This window comes from Stenotrophomonas maltophilia, from assembly GCF_006974125.1.
GTDB lineage: Bacteria > Pseudomonadota > Gammaproteobacteria > Xanthomonadales > Xanthomonadaceae > Stenotrophomonas > Stenotrophomonas maltophilia_O.
Map to the genome: position 1 here is coordinate 1,288,387 of NZ_CP037858.1, position 17,304 is coordinate 1,305,690.

General features: G+C 66.6%; 11 protein-coding genes. 2 read left to right on the top strand and 9 right to left on the bottom strand.

Annotated features, from left to right (window positions below; all coding sequences use genetic code 11):
* Positions 1-116 precede the first annotated feature (116 nt).
* Positions 117-599, top strand: coding sequence for a peroxiredoxin (locus tag EZ304_RS05965; protein WP_099555338.1), 483 nt, complete (start codon positions 117-119; stop codon positions 597-599).
* Between the two features lie 29 nt (positions 600-628).
* On the top strand, positions 629-1,204 hold the full coding sequence (locus EZ304_RS05970; protein WP_099555336.1) for a ferritin-like domain-containing protein: 576 nt from the start codon (positions 629-631) through the stop codon (positions 1,202-1,204).
* 114 nt (positions 1,205-1,318) lie between these two features.
* On the opposite strand, the gene pbpC is transcribed toward EZ304_RS05970, so the two are convergent.
* The 9 genes from pbpC to prpB form a co-directional block, all read right to left on the bottom strand.
* Positions 1,319-3,700: a penicillin-binding protein 1C gene (gene pbpC, locus EZ304_RS05975; RefSeq protein WP_142806546.1), complete on the bottom strand. Its 2,382-nt coding sequence runs from the start codon at positions 3,698-3,700 to the stop codon at positions 1,319-1,321.
* Positions 3,701-3,749: 49 nt separating this feature from the next.
* Positions 3,750-8,657 (bottom strand): alpha-2-macroglobulin family protein, encoded by a 4,908-nt coding sequence (locus tag EZ304_RS05980; RefSeq protein WP_142806547.1) that lies wholly within the window; start codon positions 8,655-8,657, stop codon positions 3,750-3,752.
* Positions 8,658-8,890: 233 nt separating this feature from the next.
* On the bottom strand, positions 8,891-10,351 hold the full coding sequence (locus EZ304_RS05985) for a bifunctional 2-methylcitrate dehydratase/aconitate hydratase (protein ID WP_142806548.1): 1,461 nt from the start codon (positions 10,349-10,351) through the stop codon (positions 8,891-8,893).
* A 124-nt stretch (positions 10,352-10,475) separates the two neighbouring features.
* A complete protein-coding gene (prpF, locus tag EZ304_RS05990) occupies positions 10,476-11,654 on the bottom strand; it encodes a 2-methylaconitate cis-trans isomerase PrpF (RefSeq protein WP_142806549.1) in 1,179 nt (392 codons plus the stop codon).
* 3 nt (positions 11,655-11,657) lie between these two features.
* Positions 11,658-12,020, bottom strand: coding sequence for a type II toxin-antitoxin system RelE/ParE family toxin (locus EZ304_RS05995; RefSeq protein WP_099555325.1), 363 nt, complete (start codon positions 12,018-12,020; stop codon positions 11,658-11,660).
* A complete protein-coding gene (locus EZ304_RS06000; protein WP_005410653.1) occupies positions 12,017-12,259 on the bottom strand; it encodes a type II toxin-antitoxin system ParD family antitoxin in 243 nt (80 codons plus the stop codon). The genes EZ304_RS05995 and EZ304_RS06000 overlap by 4 nt, the downstream gene beginning before the upstream one ends.
* 100 nt (positions 12,260-12,359) lie before the next feature.
* Positions 12,360-14,978: a Fe/S-dependent 2-methylisocitrate dehydratase AcnD gene (gene acnD / locus EZ304_RS06005; protein WP_142806550.1), complete on the bottom strand. Its 2,619-nt coding sequence runs from the start codon at positions 14,976-14,978 to the stop codon at positions 12,360-12,362.
* A 97-nt stretch (positions 14,979-15,075) separates the two neighbouring features.
* A complete protein-coding gene (gene prpC / locus EZ304_RS06010) occupies positions 15,076-16,233 on the bottom strand; it encodes a bifunctional 2-methylcitrate synthase/citrate synthase (protein WP_142806551.1) in 1,158 nt (385 codons plus the stop codon).
* Between the two features lie 36 nt (positions 16,234-16,269).
* Positions 16,270-17,163: a methylisocitrate lyase gene (gene prpB / locus EZ304_RS06015; protein ID WP_010482769.1), complete on the bottom strand. Its 894-nt coding sequence runs from the start codon at positions 17,161-17,163 to the stop codon at positions 16,270-16,272.
* Positions 17,164-17,304 lie beyond the last annotated feature (141 nt).

Genomic DNA, 17,304 nt, shown 5'->3' on the forward strand with positions numbered 1-17,304 from the left:
TGTGGCTGGAAGCCCTCGCCGCAAAGCCTGAAGATGGGGCCTGCACACCGGGTTTCCAATGTCTTGACGCCCCTGTCCCATCCGGCCCACTAGCCTGCCCCTGCAAGGAGTTCCCCATGACCATCCACGTTGGCGACCGTATTCCGGAAGTGACCCTCAAGCGCATCCGCGAGGGCATCGAAACGCTTGACACGCATTCGCTGTTCGACGCGCGCAAGGTGGTCCTGTTCGCCGTGCCCGGTGCGTTCACCCCGACCTGTTCGGCCCGTCACCTGCCCGGCTACGTCGAGAAGTTCCAGGCGTTCCGCCAGCGCGGCATCGACGTCTACTGCGTGGCGGTCAACGACCCGTTCGTGATGAAGGCATGGGCGGCCGACCAGAATGTGCCCGACGGCCTGCTGATGCTGTCCGACGGCAATGCCGAACTGACCCGCGCGCTCGGCCTGGAGCTCGATGCCAGCGCCTCGGGCATGGGCATCCGCTCGCGCCGCTTCGCACTGTACGTGGTCGATGGCGTGGTGCGCGCGGCGTGGGTCGAACAGCCCGGCCAGTTCGAAGTGTCTTCGGCCGAGTACGTGCTGGAGCACCTGCCCACCTGATTCTCCACCGCAAGAGGGAACGGCCAGCCATGTCCAGCAAGCCAGCCAAAGCCAGCAAGCCCGCCGCGAGGATTCCCGGCATCAGCGACCGCAAGACCCTGCGTGATCGCGCCCGGCGCAACATCGAGGACGGCGCGATCACCGACAGCTACAGCGCCGACCGCAAGGTAGTGATCAAGCTGCTCAACGACGCCTTGGCCACCGAGTACGTCTGCGTGCTGCGCTACTACCGGCATTACTTCATGGCCAAGGGCATGCTGGCCGATGCGGTGAAAGCCGAGTTCCTCGAGCATGCACAGCAGGAACAGGCGCACGCCGGCAAGCTGGCCGAGCGCATCGTCCAGCTCGGCGGAGAGCCCGACTTCAACCCTGACACGCTGACCACGCGCTCGCACGCCGAGTACAAGGAAGGAAGCGACCTGCGCGATATGGTCCGCGAGAACCTGGTGGCCGAACGCATCGCCATCGACAGCTACCGCGAGATGATCAACTTCATCGGCGACCGCGATACCACCACCAAGCGCATCCTGGAAGAGATCCTGGCGCAGGAAGAAGAGCACGCCGACGAGTTCGCCGACCTGCTGGACGGGTGGATCGGCGAATGATCTGGTAGATGCCCACCTTGGTGGGCGCCTTTGCCGCGTGCCAACCAAGGTTGGCGCCTACCAGAGCGCGGCGGTGTCGTTGGCGTTGAACCGAGCGCCGACCAAGGTCGGCATCTACCGCAGGACGTTGAACCGTACCTGCGTCCACGCGCCATCAGCGGCCAACGCGGTCAGGGTGTGTGCGCCTGGCTCGGCGAACTCGCGCTGCATCAGCTGCGCACCGTGGGTCTGCGCGATCCATCGGCCATCCAGCAACCAGTCCACGCCCTGCTCGCTGCCCAGCGCGCGCAGCTGCAGGCGCACGCCATGATCCGCATTGGGGGCCCGCGCCAGTGCAGCGCCGTCGTTGAGCCCATCGATGTGCAGTGCGACGCTGGCCTCACGGCCATCATCACGGCAGTCCGGCGACAGCGCCGGCAGCTGCGAGGCGTCGCGCGTGGCCTTGGACAACCACGGCGACAGCAACGCTGGCCAGCGCGCGATCTCGCGCGCGACTTCTTCATGCGGCAAGCGGCAATCGGCTGACACGCGCAGCCCGGTACGCGCATCGGCAAGGTAGCGCTGCCGGCCCGGCTGCCAGCGCCGCGCCTCGCGCTCGGGGAAGGTCGGTGGTGCCGCCCCCTCCAGCAGGTAGGCCGGCATCCGCCGCTGGCAAAGCGAAGCAGGCAGACCCTCGGCACGCTCACCGGTTGGCCAGCAGACGTCTTCCTGGCTGACGCTGGCCGGCATCGGCGCAGCGGCCGAGTCTCCGCGCTGGCGCGGCAGGCTGTCCACCACCTCGAACATCAACGGCAGCGCGGTGACCGCACCATACTGCCCCGGCAGCGGCGTGCCGTCGGGCCGTCCCACCCACACGCCCACGGTGTAATGGCGGGTACTGCCGATCGCCCACGCATCGCGGTAGCCATAGCTGGTGCCGGTCTTCCACGCAACGCGCGGGCGGGCACCGACATCGAAGGTGCCGATGCTGTACCCCGGGCGTGGATTCGATTCCAGCATCTCGCGCACGATCCAGCTGGCACCCGGCGAAGCCAGGCGCCGCTCGATCATCGGCTCGTCATCGGTGTAGCGCACACGCCCGGCGATGCCGTTGCGGTTGAGTGCGGCGAAGGCGCCAACCAGGTCTTCCAGGCGCGCGCCGGTGCCACCCAGGATCAGCGACAGGTTGGGTGTGCTGCCCGGCGGGAAGCGCAGCTGGATGCCTGCGTGCGACAGCCGCGCGGCGAAGCGGGCGGCCCCGACCCGCTGCAGCAGGTCCACCGAGGGCACGTTGAGTGACAGCCGCAATGCGCTGGAGGCGCCGATCGGCCCATTGAAGGCCATATCAAAATTGCCCGGCCGATAGCTGCCGAAACTCTGCGGCGCATCGACCAGCAGGCTCTCCGAATGGATCAGGCCATCGTCCAGCGCCATTGCATACAGGAACGGCTTGAGCGTGGAGCCGGGCGAACGCCAGGCCTGCACCATGTCCACGTGGCCAAGCCGCTGGCGGTCGCCAAAGGACAACGTACCGACGTAGGCACGCGCCTGAAGGGTCTGGTTGTCGATCACCAGCAGGGCCGCCGAAGTGCGCTCGGGCAGCGTCGAGAAATAGCTGGCCACGCGTTCTTCCAACGTACGCTGCAGCCCGATGTCGATGCTGCTCTGGATGCGTGCCTGGCCCGGATGCGCCGAGTGCAGGCGCTGCGCCAGCAATGCAGCATGCAGCGGCGGCCGCAGCGAGCGCGCCACCACGTTCTCGATGCGCGCGTCTTCCACCTCTTCCGGTGTCCATGCACCCAGTTCGGCCATGCGTGACAGCACCTTGTCGCGCGCCCTCTGTGCCGCTTCCGGATGGCGGTCCGGACGCAGCCGGCTCGGCGCCTGCGGCAGCACCGCCAGCAGCGCGGCCTCGGCATGCGACAGCTGCGCCGCCGGCTTGCCCAGATAGGCCCAGCTGGCGGCTTCCACGCCTTCAATGGTGCCGCCGTACGGCGCGCGCTCCAGGTACAGGGCCAGGATCTGCCGCTTGCTCAGGTGCACTTCCAGCTGTACCGCACGCAGCATCTGCTTGAGCTTGCCCCAGGGGGTGCGTGTGTGCGGGTCGAGGATGCGCGCGACCTGCATGGTCAGGGTCGAGCCACCGGACACAATGCGGCCGCCGCGCAGCAGCTGGCCGCTGGCGCGCAGGATCGCCAGCGGGTTGATGCCCGGGTGCCTCCAGAACCAGCGGTCCTCGTAGGTCAGCAGCGCCTGCAGGTACAGCGGCGAGACGCTGTCGACCGAGGCCGGATAGCGCCACACGCCCTCGGCATCGGCGAACGCACGCAGCGGTGTGCCGTCCGCCGACACCACCAGCGTGCTGGTATCGCGCTGCTTCGGCAGCGGCGGCGGGAAGGCGAGATCCAGCACCAGCAGCAGCGCCAGCGTGGCGGCCGTACCCCAGCGCAACCACGGCCACAGCGGCCGCAGCCGGCGGCGCAGTGCCGCCAGCCGGGTCTTCATTGCGTCTTTCATTGCGTAGTGCCCGCAGGACGGGCCGCGCCGTCGCGGCCCATCCGTGGGATCACGGCTGCACCACCGTGATCGTGGTCGGGTTGCTGCGGCCGACGCCACGCAGCTGCGGCCGGTACATGTCCTCCACCAGCGGCGGCGGCACCGAGTAGGTTCCCGGCGTCACCGCGCGTACCAGGTAGAACACGTTGGCCTTGCTGCCACGCGAGAGCTTCAGCGCGGCCACATAGCGGTCGTCGCGGAACTCCTCGTGCTTGGTATCGGCCGCTTCACCGCGGTCGCTGATGGTGATGCCATCGACCACCACATCGGCCCACTGCTTGGCGTCACCCAGGTTGAAGTTCTCGATCTCCAGGCCGGCCGGCAGCAGGTCGGTCAGCAGTGCATCCGGCATGGTGGTGTCGGCGGTGACAGTGACGCGCACGATCAGGGCTTCACCTTCCTTCAGCGGGCGCGGCGACCACGGCTTGCCATCGGTACCGTAGTAGCTGCGTTCGATGCCCAGCACGCTGTTGTCCGGCGCCGGTGCACTGCGCGGGATGCCGGCCACGTCGATGCTGGCGAACATCGGCGGCTGGCCCTGCGGGGTGAAGCGCACGCCGCTGGCCAGTTCGCTGGCGGTGAAGTTGCGGCCGAACAGCTTGCGCTCGCCGACGGACTCGCTGTTGCCACCGATCACCAGTTCACCGGCCACCAGTGCCTTCTGGTTGGCCGCCAGGGCCTTGCCGAGGCGGGCAATGGCTACCTGTTCCTGCGTACTCAACCACATCCAGCCGGCACTGCGGCGCGCATCGAGGCCACGGCCCAGATCGACCGCACGCGCGTCCCAGGCCGGCTTGGCCAGCTTGTTCTCGTGCGTCAGCGCGATCATCAGTGCGTCATCGCGGATCGCGCTGCCGTAGTCGCCGAAGTACGACGGACGTTCGCTGCTGGACTTGGCGAAGGCCGCCGCCAGTGCCGCCTGGCCACGCTTGGCATCGCCCTGCAGCGACAGCGCCACGCCCAGGTGGACCAGTGACAGGCCGCCGACTGCCTTGCTGCGCTCGTTGTCGTACAGCGCGCGCAGGGTACCCAGCGGTGCGCGGTTGACCCGGGCCAGCACATAGCCCGAATACGCCTTGTTGGAGAACGTCAGCTTCTCGCGGTCATCCTGGCCGTAGAACTGGTTGCCACCGGACAGCAGGTCCTCGCTGAGGCGGTTGAGTGCCTTCTGCAGCACGTTGTCGGGCACCGCAAAGCCGGCGTCCTTGGCATCGAGCAGGAACTCGGTGACATACGGCGTCAGCCACGGATTCACGTAGCCGTCGTCACCCCACATCGAGAAGTTGCCATTGGCCACCTGCATGGACGCCAGGCGACCGAACGCACCTTCCATGCGTTCACGGCGGGCCTTGGCGTCCAGGCCATCGGCGCCGAGCATCGACGACGTCGCCTGGTCCAGGATCAGCGCGGCATAGCCCTTGCTGGTGGTCTGCTCGGCACAGCCGTAGGGATAGTTCAGCGCGCCCTGCAGTGCGCTGGCGAACGGAATCGGCGGCAGCGGGCTGACCAGCAGCCGCGCGTTCACCGACTCGGACATCAGGCCCTCGGTCAGGCTGTTGTCGAGGCTGACCGCAGCCAGCGGATCCAGCGTGCGCACCTGCGAACGCAGCACCTGCGGCCATGCCGCACGCACCGGCAGATCGTAGCGGCGGTCGGCCTTGAAGCCGTTGCCGTCCACGCGCACCCGCACCTTGGCCACGCTGTGGCCTTCGCGTGCGGACAGCGGGAAGCTCAACGTGGTCTTGGCATCGGCATTCAACTGCACGCTGCGACTACCCTCGCCCAGGGTCAGCGGGCCCTCGGTGTCCACCTTCACGTTGAACTGGCCCGGCTTGCCTGTGAAGTTCTGCACGTCCAGGGTCACGGTGCTGCGGTCGCCCGGGGCGAGCACACGCGGCATGCTGGCTTCGGCCAGGATCGGCGCGCGCACCACGGTTTCCACGTCGCGCTTGCCGTACTGGTCATCGCTGTAGACCAGTGCCGACACCCGCAGCGTGCCGTTGAAGTCCGGCACCTTCAGGCGGATGCGGGCGATGCCCTTGGCGTCGAGCTGCACCGGGCCGGAGAACAGGTCCACGGTCTGCACGCGTGCGGTCGGGCGCTTGGCCTGCGGAAGTGCCTGCAGCGCCATGTCGCCACCGAACTTCAGCTTGCCGGCGCCGCCATCGAAGCTCTCGATCACCCGGCTGTAGATGTCGTAGGCATCGATGCCGAGGCGACGCTGGGCGAAGAAGTGCGCGCCGGCATCGGGCACCGGGAAGCGGGTGATGTTGAGGATGCCCACATCCACCGCAGAGACGGTGACGTGCGCCATCTTGCCGGCCAGCTGCGGCGCGCTGACCGTCACCGGCAGGTCCTGTTCCGGTCGCATCTGCTTGGGCGCTGCCAGGCCGACGGCCACGGTGCGGCCCTTGCGGTCCATCGGCACGTGCACCACGCCCACGGCACGGGCCGGGGTGATCTTGCTCGGCGCACTGCCGCCACGGAACACCAGCGCGGTGATGTAGACGTCGTGGCGCTCCCAGTCGGCGGTGACCGGGATCCTGAAGGTCGAACCCGGCTTGGCCTCGATGTCCTGCACATACAGCATGCGGTCGGTCTCGACCATCAGGATGCCCTTGCCGGCGTGCGGCGGGGTCACCGTCACCTCGAGCGTGTCGCCCGCCTTGTAGCCGGTCTTGTCCAGGCCCAGCTTGATCTTGTCAGGGCGCGCGTCCAGGCCACGGTTGTCGTCACCCCAGCTCCAGCCCGCGCGGAACGGATAGCGGCTGGTGAGGCCAGTGGACGGATCGAACACGTCCACCCGGTACTCGCCCCACTCCACCGGGAAATCGAAGGCGACCGCGCTGCTGCCGGCATCGACGGTGCGCGTTTCCTTGTTCTCGAAGCGGCGGGTGAAATCGTAGTCCCAGCGGTTGTCGTTGAAGGTCCAGTGGTAATCGCGCAGTTCGCGCACCAGGGTGATCTTCAGGCCCTTGGCCGGCTGCGGCGTACCGGCAGCATCCACGCGCATCAGTTCGAAGCGCGCGTTGCCGTTGGAATCAGCGCCGTCCTCAGGGTTGAACAGCGGGCGCACGCCCACCAGCGCATTGGCCGGCCACATCACCCGCTTCAGGGTGCGGGTGACCGTACGGCCACCGGTCTCGTACAGGCTGCCGGACAGCACCACGGCGATCGGCGCCTTGGCCTTGGCCGCCTCTTCCGGCAGCGCCACGTCCTCGCGCAGCTGGCCGTTGCCCGGCAGCGTGGTATCGACCACGTCCTTGGCTTCGCGCGGCAGCTGCAGGGTCGGGTCGCCGAAGAAGTAGCCCGGCAGCCCTTCCACCGGCCGCTGCTCGGCGGCTACCGCCATGCGCGCGGTGAAGCGGTTGCCGTCGGCCGGTGCACCGTACAGGTAGGCACCATTGGCCTGCAGGCGCAGGTCCTCGCCCGGCTTCAGCGTCTTCTGCGCACTGTCCAGGTCCAGCTTCATGCGCTCTGGCAGGAACTCCTCGATGCGCAGGGTCATGCCCTGGATCGCTTCCTTGCTGGCCGGGTCGGTACGGAACTCGACCTGCCAGCGCCCGGTCGGCGCCTCGGCGGGAATGACCTGCTCGAAATTGATGTAGCCCTGTTCACCCGGCTGCAGGCGGGTCTCGCGGAAGGTCTTGCCGTCGGGCTGCTTCAGGCGCAGGAACACCGGCTGTGCCTTGACCGGCTTGCCGTCGTTGTCGCGCAGCAGCGCGGACAGGCGCACGGTCTCGCCCGGGCGGTACAGGTCGCGGCCGGACCAGGCGTAGACATCGAACCAGGCGTTGTCACGGCCAGCCACGGCGAACTCGCTCAGGTCCAGCGCCGGCTGGTTGAACGGCAGGAAGCTGGTGTCCTTGCCACTGCTGGCGACCAGCACGTGGGTGGCATCCAGGGTGTAGTTCAGCAGCGCATTGCCATTGCCGTCGGTGCTGCCCTTGAGCACCACCTCGCCCTTCGCATCCAGCACGCGCAGGTCGATGCCCTTCAGTGGCGCACCGTCCTTCAGGCCGGCGGTGTGGACGAACAGCTTGTCCTTGTAGGCACGGGTATGCAGGCCGATGTCGCTGACCGAGAAGAACGCGGTATCGAATTCGCCTTCGTAGTCGCCGGTGCGCTTGAGCAGGGCGAAGTACAGGCCCGGCTCCTGCAGTTCCTTGATGTCCTGGGTTGGCAGGTAGGTCAGCACCCGCTCATTCTTCTTGCCGCCAAGAATGAAGCGGTTGACGTAGACCGGCTCGGCCAGCTTGTTGATCGGGCTGCGCTCGTAGTCGCTGCTCAGTTCCCAGCTGCCACGGCGGCCGCCACGCTGGTACTGGCTGAAGAAGGTTGGCAGGTCCTTCTCGCGCACGCGCAGGAACTCGACATCGACCTCCGGCACGTTCACCGACACCACCGGCAGGCCACGGCTGTCCTTGGCCGGCAGCACGCTGCCCTGCGACGCGAAACCGACTACCGGCTTCAGCTCGCCGCTGAACACCTTCTGCTTCAGCTCCTTGCCCAGGCGGCTGCCATCTGCGGCCAGCAGGTCGGGCGAGACCACCAGGCTGAATTCCTTGCCGGCCTCGACGAACGGGTAGCGCAGGGTCAGGCCGTCATCGGACAGCGTCCAGCTGCTGTCGTCGGTGCCGACCTTCTCTTCGAAGCGCACCAGCTTGTCGAAATCCTGGGTACCGACCAGCGGACGCGAGAACTCCAGCGCCAGCGACAAGCCGTCATTCTTCTGGTCCGGGTAGGCACGCAGCAGGGTGAACTCCTTCACCTGCTCGGCCTTGGTGGTGATGGCTTCACCGCTGGCCTTGGGCAGCTGCCCGCTGTCGTTGCGGCAGCCGGCCAGGCCCAGCAACAGGCCTCCTGCCAGTACCGCCGCCGCCCATCCCCACCGCTTCCGCCGTGCCGGACCGCTCATGTCGTCACTCCTTGATCGAGGTGGCCATTATAGGCGGGCCGCGTCAAGGTGTTGACGCGAATTCGGCAATTGCCCCAGCTGCAGGTAGTGCCGGCCGCTGGCCGGCAGTCCGGCAGTCCGGCAGTCGCCAACCCTGGTTGGCGTCGGCCGTGCCAACCAAGGTTGGCACCTACCAAAGCAGCCGAGCCACGTGCCCGGCAAGCAGACGTGGCATCAGATCCACCAAGGCGTTGCTACCCCGGCAGGTACAGGTCCACGTAGTCGGTCACCGGCATCGCCGCCAGCGCCACCGGGTCCAGCGAAGCGGCCAGGATGCGCTGCTGCTGGGCGGTCGGGAAGCAGTGGGCCAGGTGCCGGCGGAACTTGTCCATCAGCAGGGGAATACCTTCCTCGCGGCGGCGAGCGTGGCCGAGCGGATACTCCACCAGCACCTCCGGCAGCTCCATTCCATCGCTGAAGCGCACGCTCAGGCCGTTGGCGATGCTGCGCTTGTCCGGGTCCAGGTAATCGGCGCTGAGCTGCGGATCCTCTTGACAGGTCATCTTCGCGCGCAGCGCGTCGATGCGCGGGTCGGCGGCGACGTCATCCTCGTAGTCCTCGGCCACCAGCCGCCCGTGCAGCAGGGCGATGGCGACCATGTACTGCACGCAGTGGTCGCGGTCAGCCGGATTATGCAGCGGCCCCTGCTTGTCGATGATGCGGATGCAGGCTTCCTGGGTGCGGATGGCGATGTGCGCGATGTCCTCGACCCGCCGCCCCATCGCGCGCAGTTGCTGGTGCAGCGCAATCGCCGCCTCCACCGCGGTCTGGCCGTGGAACTCGGCCGGGTAGCTGATCTTGAACAGCACGTTCTCCATCACATAGCTGCCCAGCGGTCGCTCCAGCGTCAGTGCCTTGCCATGCATCGACACCGCTTCAAAACCCCAGGTGGGTGCGCTGAGCACGCTGGGGTAGCCCATCTCGCCGCTGGCAGCCATCAGCGCCAGGCGCACGCCGCGGCTGGTTGCATCGCCCGCCGCCCAGCTCTTGCGCGAGCCGGTGTTGGGCGCGTGCCGGTAGGTCCGCAACGCCTGGCCGTCGACCCAGGCCAGTGACAGCGCATTGAGCATGCGCTCGCGGTCCAGCCCGAGCAGCTGCGAGACCACCGCGGTGGTGGCGACCTTGACCAGCACCACATGGTCCAGCCCGACCCGGTTGAAGGAATTCTGCAGCGCCAGCACGCCCTGGATCTCGTGCGCCTTGATCATCGCCAGCAGCACGTCGTGCAGGGTCGGCGGCGGGCGGCGCAGGGCCTGCGCGTTGCGCCCCAGCCAATCGCACACGGCCAGGATGCCGCCAAGATTGTCTGAAGGATGGCCCCACTCGGCGGCCAGCCAGGTGTCGTTGAAATCCAGCCAGCGCACCATCGCGCCGAGGTTGAAGGCCGCCTGCACCGGGTCCAGCACGTAGTGCGTACCCGGTACACGCGCGCCGTTGACCACGCTGATGCCCGGCACCAGTGGACCGAGCAGCTTGCTGCAGGCCGGGAAGGACAGTGCTTCCAGCCCGCAGCCCAGCGTGTCGAGCAGGCAGTGGTGTGCGGTCTGGAAGGCCAGCGGCGAGTCGATGCGGGCATCACGCACGTAATCGACGATATCCACCAGCAGCGCATCCCACGCTGCATGCTCGTTGGATGGGGTGTGGCTGTCAGACATCGCAGGTCTCCTGGTCGGGGTACACGGTTGCCCGTGCACCATGCCAACCAAGGTTGGCATCTACCAAAGCAATCGGTCTCCGCGGTTCGGTAGTCGCCAACCTTGGTTGGCGTTTACCAACGCGTCACTCGGCCGGCACGCGCACCTTGCCTTCCATCAATACGCGGGCGCTGCGGCTCATGATGGCCTTGGTCACCGTCCACTGGCTGTCAACGAGGCCAGCCTGCGCGCCGACGCGCAGCGTGCCGGAGGGATGACCGAAGGTCACCGCTTCGCGTTCGCCACCACCAGCCGCACGATTGACCAGGGTGCCCGGAATCGCCGCTGCAGTGCCGATCGCTACGGCGGCGGTACCCATCATCGCGTGGTGCAGTTTGCCCATCGACAACGCACGCGCGTGCAGGTCGATGGCCGACGCCGGAATCGCCTTGCCACTGGACGACACGTAGTCCTGTGCCGGTGCCACGAAGGCCACCTTCGGCGTGTGCTGGCGGGTCGCCGCGTCTTCCAGGCTCTTGATCAGCCCCATGCGCAAGGCGCCGTAGGCGCGGATCTTCTCGAAGCGCTCCAGTGCTCCCTTGTCCTCGTTGATCGCCGGCTGCAGCTCGGTGCCGGTGTAGCCCAGGTCGGCGGCGTTGAGGAAGATGGTCGGAATGCCGGCGGTGATCATGGTCACCTCGAAGCTGCCCACGCCCGGCACATCCAGGGTATCGACCAGGTTGCCGGTGGGGAACATCGCGCCCGCATCGCCGTCATCGGACGGATCGATGAATTCGAGCTGGATCTCGGCCGCCGGGAAGGTGACGCCGTCCAATTCGAAATCGCCGATTTCCTGCACTTCGCCATCGCGCATCGGCACGTGGGCGATGATGGTCTTGCCGATATTGGCCTGCCAGATGCGCACGGTGCACAGGCCATCGCGTGGCACGCGGACGGGATCGATCAGCCCGTTGGCGATCGCGAACGGACCCACCGCAGTGCTGAGATTGCCGCAGTTTCCGCTCCAGTCGACGAATGCGGTATCGATCGAGACCTGACCGTACAGGTAGTCCACATCGTGGTCCGGCACAGAAGCGGTGGAGATGATCACGCACTTGCTGGTGCTGGACGTTGCACCGCCCATGCCATCGGTCTGCTTGCCATACGGATCGGGCGAGCCGATCACGCGCATCAGCAGCGCATCGCGTGCGGCACCCGGCAGCTGCGCGGCTTCGGGCAGGTCCTGCAGGCGGAAGAACACGCCCTTGCTGGTGCCACCGCGCATGTAGGTGGCGGGAATACGGAGTTGCGGGAGGAAGGTCATGGATCAGTATCCTGGATGCGACGAACCAATATCGGGGTTGAGCTCCTCGTCTTCGAACAGTGCTTCCATGCCCCGCGAAGCGTTCCAGATGCGCACGATGGAAACGTGCGCAGGTAGCTCCACGTAGTAGACCAGGTAGCCGTCGAAGCGACGAACCGGATGAAAACGCAATGGCGTTGGCAGCGAGGGCAATAGATCCGCATGCAGTGCGGAACCAGCACCTGGGTGGGCCTCGATCAGCTTGACGACGGATTCCACCGCATCGATGAAGCCGATTTCCAGCACTTCTCCGCCCTGATCTGCATACCAAGCTGCTGCCTGGTCAAGATCTCGAACCGCTGCAGGGGACCAGTGCGAAGGTTTCACTTGCGGTTCCGTGCACGCTCACGGAGCTTGTCAAAGTGATCCGGCGCCAGAGGTGCCGAAGGACCAGAAGCCAGCCCCTCGGCAATCAGCTGCTTGAGCAGTTCTTCGGCCTTGCTGCGCTGTCGCTGGCGGATCAGGTCGCGCACATAGTCCGACGTGCTGGAGTAGCCGCCTTCGCGCACTTCCTCGTCCACGAACTGCTTGAGCGGGTCGGTCAGCGAAATGTTCATGGTGGCCATGAAACTCTCCTTTGGCAGTTTTTGCCAAGTCAGTGTGCGCCCTGCCCTGGTGTCGGACAAGCCCGCCCCCGGTCTCCGGGGGCAGGCATTCAGCCCGGCATCACGCCACCTTGGCCCCTTCCAGGAAGTCCTGGGCGAAGCGCTGCAGCACGCCGCCGGCCTCATAGATCGCCACTTCCTCGTCGCTGTCCAGGCGACAGGTGACCGGCACGATCACGTCCTGGCCGTCGCGGCGGTGGATGACCAGGGTCAGCTCGGCACGCGGGGTGCGCTCGCCGATCACGTCAAAGGTCTCGGTGCCGTCGATGCCCAGGGTCAGGCGGGTGGTGCCGGGCTTGAACTCCAGCGGCAGCACGCCCATGCCGATCAGGTTGGTGCGGTGGATGCGTTCGAAGCCCTCGGCCACAATCGCTTCCACGCCGGCCAGGCGCACGCCCTTGGCGGCCCAGTCACGCGAGCTGCCTTGGCCGTAGTCGGCACCGGCGATGATGATCAGCGGCTGCTTGCGGTCCATGTAGGTCTCGATCGCCTCCCACATGCGCATCACCTTGCCTTCCGGCTCCACGCGCGCCAGCGAACCCTGCTTCACGCTGCCGTCGTCGTTGCGCACCATCTCGTTGAACAGCTTCGGGTTGGCGAACGTGGCGCGCTGCGCGGTCAGGTGGTCACCGCGGTGGGTCGCGTAGGAATTGAAGTCCTCTTCCGGCAGACCCATCTTCGCCAGGTATTCGCCGGCGGCGCTGGAGGCCATGATCGCGTTGGACGGCGACAGGTGGTCGGTGGTGATGTTGTCCGGCAGCACCGCCAGCGCGCGCATCCCTGCCAGCGTACGCTCACCGGCCAGTGCACCCTCCCAGTACGGCGGGCGGCGGATGTAGGTGCTCTGCGGGCGCCAGTCGTACAGCGGGCTGACCGCGGCGCCATGCTCCACGCGCACGTTGAACATCGGGTTGTAGACCTTGCGGAACTGCTCGGGCTTCACCGAGGCTTTCACCACCGCGTCGATCTCGGCGTCGCTCGGCCAGATGTCCTTAAGGCGCACCTCGTTGCCATCGGCATCCACGCCCAGCACGTCCTTCTCGATATCGAAGCGGACGGTGCCGGCGATGGCGTAGGCGATCACCAGCGGCGGCGAGGCCAGGAAGGCCTGCTTCGCATACGGATGGATGCGGCCATCGAAGTTACGGTTGCCCGACAGCACGGCCGTGGCATACAGGTCACGGTCGATGATTTCCTGCTGGATCTGCGGGTCCAGCGCACCACTCATACCGTTGCAGGTGGTGCAGGCGAAGGCGACGATGCCGAAGCCGAGCTGCTCCAGGTCCGGCAGCAGGCCGGATTCTTCCAGGTACAGCTGCACGGCCTTCGAGCCCGGCGCCAGCGACGACTTCACCCACGGCTTGCGCTGCAGGCCACGCGCGTTGGCGTTGCGCGCCAGCAGTGCGGCAGCAATCACGTTGCGCGGGTTGGAGGTATTGGTGCAGCTGGTGATGGCGGCAATGATCACGGCGCCATCGGGCATCAGGCCCTGCGCCTGCTCGGCCTTGCCCGCTTCCAGCTTGGCTTCGTCGGCGATGCCGCGCTCGGCCAGCTCGGCGGTGGCCACGCGCTTGTGCGGGTTGGACGGGCCGGCCATGTTGCGCACCACGCTGGACAGGTCGAAGCGCAGCACGCGCTCGTACTGCGCGGTGGCCAGGTCATCGGCCCACAGGCCGGTGGTGCGCGCGTAGTTCTCAACCAGCGCCACCTGCGATTCCTCGCGGCCGGTCAGGCGCAGGTAATCGGTGGTCTGTGCGTCGATGTAGAACATGGCGGCGGTGGCGCCATATTCCGGGCACATGTTGGAGATGGTGGCGCGGTCACCGATGGTCAGTGCCGCAGCACCCTCGCCGAAGAATTCAAGCCAGGCACCGACCACACGTTCCTTGCGCAGGAACTCGGTCAAGGCCAGCACCACGTCGGTGGCGGTGATGCCCGGCTGCGGGCGGCCGCTCAGTTCGACGCCGACGGTGTCGGGCAGGCGCATCCACGAGGCACGGCCGAGCATCACGTTCTCTGCCTCCAGGCCGCCAACACCAATCGCGATCACGCCCAGCGCATCCACGTGCGGGGTATGGCTGTCGGTGCCCACGCAGGTATCGGGGAAGGCGACGCCGTCCTGTACGTAGACCACCGGCGACATCTTCTCCAGATTGATCTGGTGCATGATGCCGTTGCCCGGCGGAATCACGTCCACGTTCTCGAAGGCCAGCTTGGTCCAGTCGATGAAGTGGAAGCGGTCCTCATTGCGACGGTCCTCGATGGCGCGGTTCTTCTCGAACGCCTGCGGATCGAAACCACCGCACTCCACCGCCAGCGAATGATCGACGATCAGCTGCACCGGCACCACCGGATTGACCTTGGCCGGGTCGCCGCCCTTGTCAGCGATCGCATCACGCAGGCCGGCCAGGTCCACCAGCGCGGTCTGGCCGAGGATGTCGTGACAGACCACGCGCGCCGGGAACCACGGGAAATCGAGGTCGCGACGGCGCTCGATCAGCTGCTTCAGCGAGTCGCTGAGCGTGGCCGGATCGCAGCGGCGCACCAGGTTCTCGGCCAGCACGCGCGAGGTGTACGGCAGGGTGGCATAGGCGCCGGGCTGGATGGCATCGACGGCGGCGCGCGCGTCGAAATAGTCCAGCGCGCTGCCGGGGAGGTTCTTGCGGTAATCGGTATTCATGGGCTGGCGGAGTACTTGGGGCGGGCCGGGTGCCGGCGGTGCGGCGGCGAAAGCATCCGGCCGGCACGCGGCCGGCCGGATGGGTGCAGCAGGTAGATCAGGCGCGCTTGTCGATGGCGACGAAGTCGCGATCTTCCGGACCGATGTAGTTGGCGCTCGGGCGGATGATCTTGCCGTCGATGCGCTGCTCGACGATGTGCGCGCTCCAGCCCGCGGTGCGGGCGATCACGAACAGGGGGGTGAACATCGCGGTCGGCACGCCCATCATGTGGTAGCTGACGGCGCTGAACCAGTCCAGGTTCGGGAACATCTTCTTGATGTCCCACATCACCGATTCCAGGCGCTCGGCGATGTCGTACATCTTCATGCTCGACTGCTCTTCGGACAGCTCGCGGGCCACGTCCTTGATCACCTTGTTGCGCGGATCGGAGACGGTGTAGACCGGGTGGCCGAAACCGATCACCACTTCCTTGCGCTCGACGCGCGCCTTGATGTCTTCCTCGGCCTCATCGGGGTTGTCGTAGCGCTTCTGCACCTCGAACGCCACTTCGTTGGCGCCACCGTGCTTCGGGCCACGCAGCGCACCGATGCCACCGCAGATCGCGCTGTACATGTCGCTGCCGGTACCGGCGATGACGCGGCAGGTGAAGGTCGAGGCGTTGAACTCGTGTTCCGCGTACAGGATCAGCGAGGTGTGCATCGCCTTCACCCACGACTCCTGCGGCTTCTCGCCGTGCAGCAGGTGCAGGAAGTGGCCACCGATCGAATCATCGTCGGTTTCCACGTCGATGGCGCGGCCGTTGTGGCTCCAGTGGTACCAGTACAGCAGCATCGAACCGAGGCTGGCCATCAGCTTGTCGGCGATGTCGCGTGCACCCGGATGGTTGTGGTCGTCCTTCTCCGGTGCCACGCAGCCGAGCACGGACACGCCGGTGCGCATCACGTCCATCGGGTGCGCCGACGGCGGCAGCTCTTCCAGCGCCGCCTTCACCGCAGCCGGGATGCCACGCAGCGACTTCAGCTTGGCCTTGTACGAAACCAGCTCGGCGCGGGTCGGCAGCTTGCCATGCACCAGCAGGTAGGCGATTTCCTCGAACTCGCTGGTGTTGGCCAGGTCCAGGATGTCGTAGCCACGGTAGTGCAGGTCGTTGCCACTGCGGCCCACGCTGCACAGCGCGGTGTTGCCGGCAGCGGTGCCGGACAGGGCGACGGACTTCTTCGGCTTGAAGGTCGGGGTTGCGGTCGTATCGTTCATGTTTTCCCTCCGAAAACTGATGGTGCAGGGTACTGCTTATTTCTTGGCGGCGAACAGTGCATCGAGCTGCTGCTCGAAGGCGTGGTAGCCGATGCGGTCGTAGAGTTCTTCGCGGGTCTGCATGGTCTCCACCACGTTGCGCTGATGACCATCGCGGCGCACCGCCTGGTAGACGTTCTCGGCAGCCTTGTTGGCGGCGCGGAAGGCAGACAGCGGGAACAGCTGGATGGCGACGCCGGCCGAGGCCAGTTCATCGCGGCTGAACAGCGGGGTGGCACCGAACTCGGTGATGTTGGCCAGCACCGGCACCTTCACCGCGTCGACGAAGCGACGGTAGGTGTCCAGGTCGTAGGCCGCCTCGGCAAAAATGCCGTCGGCACCGGCCTCGACGCAGGCGATGGCGCGCTCGATGGCCTTGTCCACGCCGTCCACCTGGATGGCGTCGGTACGCGCGATCAGGAAGAAGTCCGGATCGGTCTTGGCATCGGCAGCGGCCTTCACGCGGTCGACCATTTCACCCTGCGAAACGATTTCCTTGCCCGGGCGGTGACCGCAGCGCTTGGCGCCGACCTGGTCTTCGATGTGGCAGGCGGCTGCGCCGGCCTTGATCAGCGACTTCACAGTGCGCGCGATGTTGAACGCGCTCGGACCGAAGCCGGTGTCGATGTCGACCATCAGCGGCAGGTCGCAGACATCGGTGATGCGGCGCACGTCCACCAGCACGTCTTCCAGGGTGTTGATACCCAGGTCCGGCAGACCCAGCGAGCCGGCGGCAACACCGCCGCCTGACAGGTAGATCGCGCGGAAGCCGGCGCGCTTGGCCAGCAGGGCGTGGTTGGCGTTGATCGCGCCGATCACCTGCAGCGGCGATTCGGCAGCCAGCGCCTCACGGAAACGGGCACCGGCTGAGAAGGGAGTGGAAGCGGTCATGCGGCAATCCAGGTTGGAGAACGGATAGGTAGGCGCAAGCACCATGCCAAGCTGCAAGCCGTTGATTTCACGGGGATGACCGCCATGCAAAAGTGAAACATATGAAACATTGAAACGGATGTATCATGAAACATCCCGCCG